This window comes from Paenibacillus sp. GXUN7292, from assembly GCF_050864975.1.
In the GTDB taxonomy this organism is placed as follows: Bacteria; Bacillota; Bacilli; order Paenibacillales; family Paenibacillaceae; genus Pristimantibacillus.
Window position 1 is genome coordinate 1 of record NZ_JBOZWO010000084.1, and the last position, 5944, is coordinate 5944.

Sequence of the window (5944 nt, forward strand, 5' to 3'; positions counted from 1 at the left end):
ATAATTTTGTTTTTTGGGGCATTTCAGCGTAATGTGTATGATTTTTCATATACAATTTTGTTTTTCGGGGCATTTTAGCGAAATGTGTATGAAATTTCATATACAATTAGCCGTTTTAGGTAGCGCCGACCGATTCTGTATGGTTTTTCATATACAATTTTGTTTTTTGAGGCATTTCAGCGAAATGTATATGAAATTTCATATACAATTAGACGTTTTGAGGTAATATCGACCGGCTCTGTATGAGATTACTTCATTCCAAAAGTCAGTACAAACAACCGCACACTAATAAGCACACTCTTACTCTACTGCTTCCTGCTTACACTCATGCTATACAAGGGCCACCGCCATAATGGCCGATTCTACATCCTACACTATCTACACTATCACTTTACTGCTTCCTTTGCTCCCTTATATTCCATGGCATTGTCCATTGTTCCCGTTCTGGTCGACTAGACCTGCAACTTCCTGCTTCCATCTGCCGCCTACTCCGAAAAGGGGCCAGGGCTAGCGAATAGCCTTCGCCGCCCTGGCCCCGATCCTCCAGCTTCCTATTACTGCAGCCCCCGGTAAGCAACCTTGCCTTTACCAGCTGGTCCAACAAGATTGGCTTGCCCGTAGCCGTACACCTGCTGTCTGACACCGTCAAGGGCAGGATCAACATACTGCAAAAACCAATCCTCCAGCCCGGCGCGCATTTCCTCCAGCCTCTCTTGGTGCTCTGGCTGATCGATCAAGTTATGCTTCTCCTCCGGATCGTCCTGCAAGCTGAACAGCTCATGCGGCCCGTACGGATAACGGTGCACATACTTCCATTCCTTGCTGCGTATCATCCGAACTGGCCCGTACTCGTCAAAGATAACGACATGTTTATGCTGCGACTTGGATTCGCCCAGTAAATACGGCAGAAAGCTCGCGCCCGGCAAACTGTCATCGCCATGAGGCGGCAGTCCTGCATATTCCAATATCGTCGGCATGAAATCGTAGCCGCTTACGAGCTCATCATTAACGGCCCCTTGAGGAATGCGGCCAGGCTGCGAGAAGATAGCCGGAACCTTAACGGAGGTGTCGAACATATTTTGCGGGAAGGTCCCGTTGCCTTTTCCCCAAATGCCATGATGACCGCAATTGTAGCCATTATCGCTCATAAAGCAAATCATCGTATTTTCACGCATGCCCGTTTGCTCAAGCTGATCGATAATCCGCCCAATATTTTCATCCATGGCTGTAATAGCGGCAAAATAGCCCTGCAGATTCGTATTCCGGTCATCCCAGTACGGCTCTGACTTGATTTGCCACGGGTGCTTCGGCTCTCGCGGACAAGAGTCAAATTCGCAATCAGCATAAGAATCAACCAGATGCTGCGGATGATTGTTAATCCACGGGGTATGCGGAGCCGTATAGTGCACGCTTAAATAAAAAGGCTGCTCCGCACTTTGCTTGGCAAGAAATGCAATGGCATCATCCGTGATCAAATCGGTCACATAGCCAGGCTCCTGTACAGGCTGTCCATCTCGTATCATAGGAGCGTTATAGTAACTGCCTCCCCCGAACTGATGAACATACCAATGACTGAAGCCCTTTTGTGGATTTATGCTGTCACCCAGATGCCATTTGCCGCTTAATCCGCATACATAGCCATTGTCAGCAAGCATTTCTGTATAGGTTGGCTGTCCTTGCAAATACTGAATAGCGTTTTCCCCCATATTGCCTTCGCAAATCCAGTCATGAACGCCATGCTGTGATGGTATGCGGCCTGTAAACAGCGAGGCGCGCGCTGGCGAGCATACAGGAGAGGTGCAGAAGAAATTCGTAAAACGAATTCCTTCTGCTGCCAGCCGATCCAGGTTAGGCGTTCTAATATCGGTATTGCCCGCGCAGCCCATTGCCCATGATCCCATGTCATCGCAAAGTATGAATACAATATTAGGCTTGCTGCCCATCATTGAAGCCATATTTCCCACTCCCTGCTATTACTATTATTTCTGCTGAGCCTCATAGGCTGCATTTACAGCAGCAAGCACTTTATCGCCGCCCTGCTCGCGCCATTTTTTAGACAGCTCAGCTAGACCCTTATCAATATCCACCTTACCTGCGATCATATCAAGATAGTACTGATTTGCAAGCTCGCTAAGAATGCCCGCTCCAAACACGCCGCCCATTTCAATTTCTTCAGGAGTCGTTGTATTAACCAAATTTGGTACCAAATTACTTGTTGCAATTTCTACTGACTGTTTTGCACGATCGGCCTGCGGTTCTGTCTGTGGCAAATAATTTCTAGTCACCGGCCAAACTACGTTGCCCCATGCCAGCGGATGCGCCCAGCCATTGGATGCGAAATTATCCTTCGCGCGTTCTTCCTCATTATAATTAATTTTGTCGCCGTCTTTCGTGTAATGAATGCCTTCAAAACCTAGCTCCAGCAATTCTCTGCCTTCAGGGGAAAGCATAAATTCTATAAACTGAGCAGCTTTCTTTGGATCCTTCGCTTTCGTTGTAACAGCTGTAAACAATCCGCCTTTTTTGTCCCCTACTACACCGTGCGTGCCTTCTGGTCCAGCCGGCGGGTCAATAAAGCCCAGTTTTCCTGTTGGCGTCAGCTCCTGCAAGCTTTTTTCAAGTCTGTTTACGTGTCTGAATAGCGGAGCAATCATAAATCCGGCCTTGCTTTGGAATAACTTCTGTTCACGTTTCTGAGTATCATTAAGCAAGAACTCAGGATCAATCAGTTTTTCTTCCCACAGCTTATGAATATACTCTACCCCTTGCTTGAACGCAGGATGCTCAAATACAGGCGCTACTTTGCCGTTATCATCCAAAATCCAATCACCATAAGGTAAGCCGTACGCATAGAAAATAAAGTTGAACGAGCTGTTAAAGCCGTTTTCTTTTGCACCCGTCAAGCCATACGTATCATTCACACCGTTTTTATCCGGATCTTTGGTTGCAACCGCTTTTAACGCTTCGTAAAATTCATCCAATGTTTTTGGCGGCGCAATATTTAACTCCTCCAGCCAGTCAGCGCGGTAAGTCATAGTTGCGTTCGACTTCTCTTCTATAAATGGATATCCGAAATATTTTCCGTCAACAGCAGTCCAGGAAAATTTGTCTTCCAGCTTTTCTCTTACTGTAGGCATATCTGGCAAATAATCGTTCAGAGGAACAAGCAAGCCTTCCTCAATCCATTGGCTGAGTGAAGAGGATGGGTATTGCGCTGTCACCACATCCGGGAAGTCGCCTGTAGCCATTGCCACATTGATTTTTTCAAAGCCGCCCTCCGGCACAAATTTAATTTCAAGTTCGATACCTAAGCGCTTGTTGATTTCTGCAATAATACGATCCCCCGGTTGGATTGGCTTGGCAGCCGAATCGCCAGGCGTCAAATAAACGATCTTAACCGGTTCTCCACTTCCCGAATCCGTCCCAGAGCTTTGCGGCTTTGTTCCTCCATTATTGCTGGAGCAGCCAACTAGCAAGGTGAATGCAAGAATGAAGCATATAATAGATACCTGTGTGCGTGAAGCATTCTTTTTCATGAAAAATCCCCCTATAATATTCTAATGATCAGCTACTCTTTTACTGCTCCAAGTGTTGCTCCCTGTACAAAATAACGTTGGAAAAATGGATATATCAGCATTACCGGAATAGTAGAAATCATAATCGAAGCCATCTTGATCGATTGCCCGAGCAGGAAAGGACTGTCTCCCCCTGATTGATACATCGCTTCATTATCAATAAGCATCGCTCTCATAAATAATTGGAGCGGCCATACGCTTTTGTCCGTTACATACATAACGGCTGTAAAAAATTCATTCCATTTGGCTACCGCGTAAAATAGTGAAATTGTCGCAATTGCCGGCATGGATAATGGCAGCACAATTTGAAATAATATACGATAGTCTCCGCAGCCGTCAATACGTGCTGCTTCCTCCAGACTTTCAGGCACAGAGGCCATAAACGTACGCATAATGATCAGATTATACGTCTGAACCATCAACGGCATAATCATCGCCCACACCGTATTCATCATTCCCAGCTCTTTTACCACTAGATAGGTTGGTATTATACCACCACTGAACATCATAGTAAAAACAATTAAAAACATAATGACTCTGCCGCCTGGCAAATAGTTTTTCGATAATACATAAGCTGCCAGTGTTGTTACAATCATGCTCAATATTGTACCTACAACCGTCACAAATATACTAATTCCGTAAGAGCTCCAAAGCTGGTTCATACCTATAATGTACTCATAAGCCTCAAATGTAATCGTTTTCGGAATTAAGTGTAAATTAGATGCCATGCTCTCGCTAATCGGTGTAATCGATACAATTAATGAATCCCAGAATGGAAACAGGGTCAGCAAAGTGATCAACGTTAAAAAGGTGTAATTGCATGTTTGAAATATTTTAGCGCCTAAACCGGCCTTGTCCATAGTTTCTCTACCTCCTGCGCCTAACCAAAATGACTAATATTGAACGCTATCTAAAATAAACAGCCTCGCCGTTCTTTGTAAAAGCTAGAATATGCCTTGATCACCCTTCATTCGGGATAGCTGATTCGCGATGACCAGCAGCACAAAGTTAATGATGGATTTGAACAAGCCCAGTGCAGCTGCAAGGCTGAACTTTCCATCCGCAAGCCCTGTTCGATAGACATACGTATCAATAATATCGGCCACACGGTAAACGCCGGAATGATAAAGCACAAAAATTTGCTCAAAGCCAGCTTCCATCAAGCTTCCGATTCTAAGAATAAGCAAAATCATAATAGTCGTGCGAATGCTTGGCAAGGTAACATGCCATATTCGCTGCATTCGATTGGCTCCGTCCATCCAGGCCGCTTCATACAAGGAAGGATTTACTCCAGCAAGCGCCGCCATATAGATAATCGTATTCCAGCCGAACTCCTTCCAAATCATCGATCCTACAAGCGTGGAACGGAAATACGCTTCATCGCTTAAAAAGCCGATACTATTACCTCCTAATGATCGAATAATTTGGTTAACAACTCCATCATCAGTAGACAATAAATTAATTAGCAGCCCGCCCATAATGACCCAAGAAATAAAGTGAGGCAAATAAATAATGGTTTGAACGGTGCGTTTGAATGCCATTTTGCGTACTTCATTAAGAAGCAGCGCAACAAATAACGGCAGCGGAAAACCGAAGAATAAGCGATACAAGCTTATTACAATCGTATTCCAAAATACTTCCCAAAACTTATCCAGCTGCAGCAGCGCTTCAAAATGCTTGAAACCAACCCAGGGGCTACCATGAATCCCCTTTATAATGCTGAATTGTTTAAAAGCAATCGTTGCGCCGTACATCGGATAATAATGAAATATTAAATAGTAGGCGATAGCTGGAAGCAGCATCAGGTATAAATTGCGGTAGCGAATAACTTTCCGCAAGCCTTCAAATCTGCTCCGTTTTACATGAACGTTCAGTCTTGTTGTAGGGGCTTCCAAATTGGCGAGCCTCCTTTCTTTTCGTTTTTGTAAGCACTTTCAGCATAAGTCTGGAAAAGGCTTTCAACAAGAATCAATCGATCGCATCAGGCTGAAATTACGAAAAGAAAGCGGTATCATTATATCAGATCCGATTCACTTCTTATAAAAATGGTTGATTTTACGGGATTAATTGTAGATAGGTCAATAAGCAATCGAAAGGGAGGTTACTACAATCAAGTTTGGGATTCCGACCGCTGTTATCGTCCAATTCTTTTGATGAAATAACCCCTGTAAAGGATTAAATTGGCCTACAAAGGCGGCGCTGCCGCTTCTCCATTCCCAATCTTGCTCTTCGTTCCCCTTTCGTTTTGCTTGCCAATAGTTGCCCACAATTAATCGACATCCTCCCTGGACACGCTATCCGACCGAAATCGGACGTCCCTAGCTGGTCAGTCGTTCCGTTATTACGCCCGAATTCGCAGTTTAGAAGCG

General features: G+C 44.8%; 5 protein-coding genes. All 5 read right to left on the reverse strand.

Annotation, left to right across the window (positions count from 1 at the left end):
* Positions 1-554: 554 nt before the first annotated feature.
* The 5 genes from ACRRU2_RS28350 to ACRRU2_RS28370 all read right to left on the reverse strand — a co-directional run bounded on the left by ACRRU2_RS28350 (position 555) and on the right by ACRRU2_RS28370 (position 5842).
* Positions 555-1955 (reverse strand): sulfatase-like hydrolase/transferase, encoded by a 1401-nt coding sequence (locus tag ACRRU2_RS28350; RefSeq protein ID WP_432506796.1) that lies wholly within the window; start codon positions 1953-1955, stop codon positions 555-557.
* 24 nt (positions 1956-1979) lie between these two features.
* Positions 1980-3536, reverse strand: coding sequence for an extracellular solute-binding protein (locus ACRRU2_RS28355; protein WP_432506798.1), 1557 nt, complete (start codon positions 3534-3536; stop codon positions 1980-1982).
* 32 nt (positions 3537-3568) lie between these two features.
* Positions 3569-4435: a carbohydrate ABC transporter permease gene (locus ACRRU2_RS28360; RefSeq protein ID WP_331700670.1), complete on the reverse strand. Its 867-nt coding sequence runs from the start codon at positions 4433-4435 to the stop codon at positions 3569-3571.
* A gap of 84 nt (positions 4436-4519) precedes the next feature.
* Entirely contained in the window at positions 4520-5470 is a 951-nt protein-coding gene (locus tag ACRRU2_RS28365; RefSeq protein ID WP_331700671.1) for an ABC transporter permease, read from the reverse strand.
* Positions 5471-5653: 183 nt separating this feature from the next.
* Entirely contained in the window at positions 5654-5842 is a 189-nt protein-coding gene (locus tag ACRRU2_RS28370) for a hypothetical protein (protein ID WP_331700672.1), read from the reverse strand.
* Positions 5843-5944: the final 102 nt, after the last annotated feature.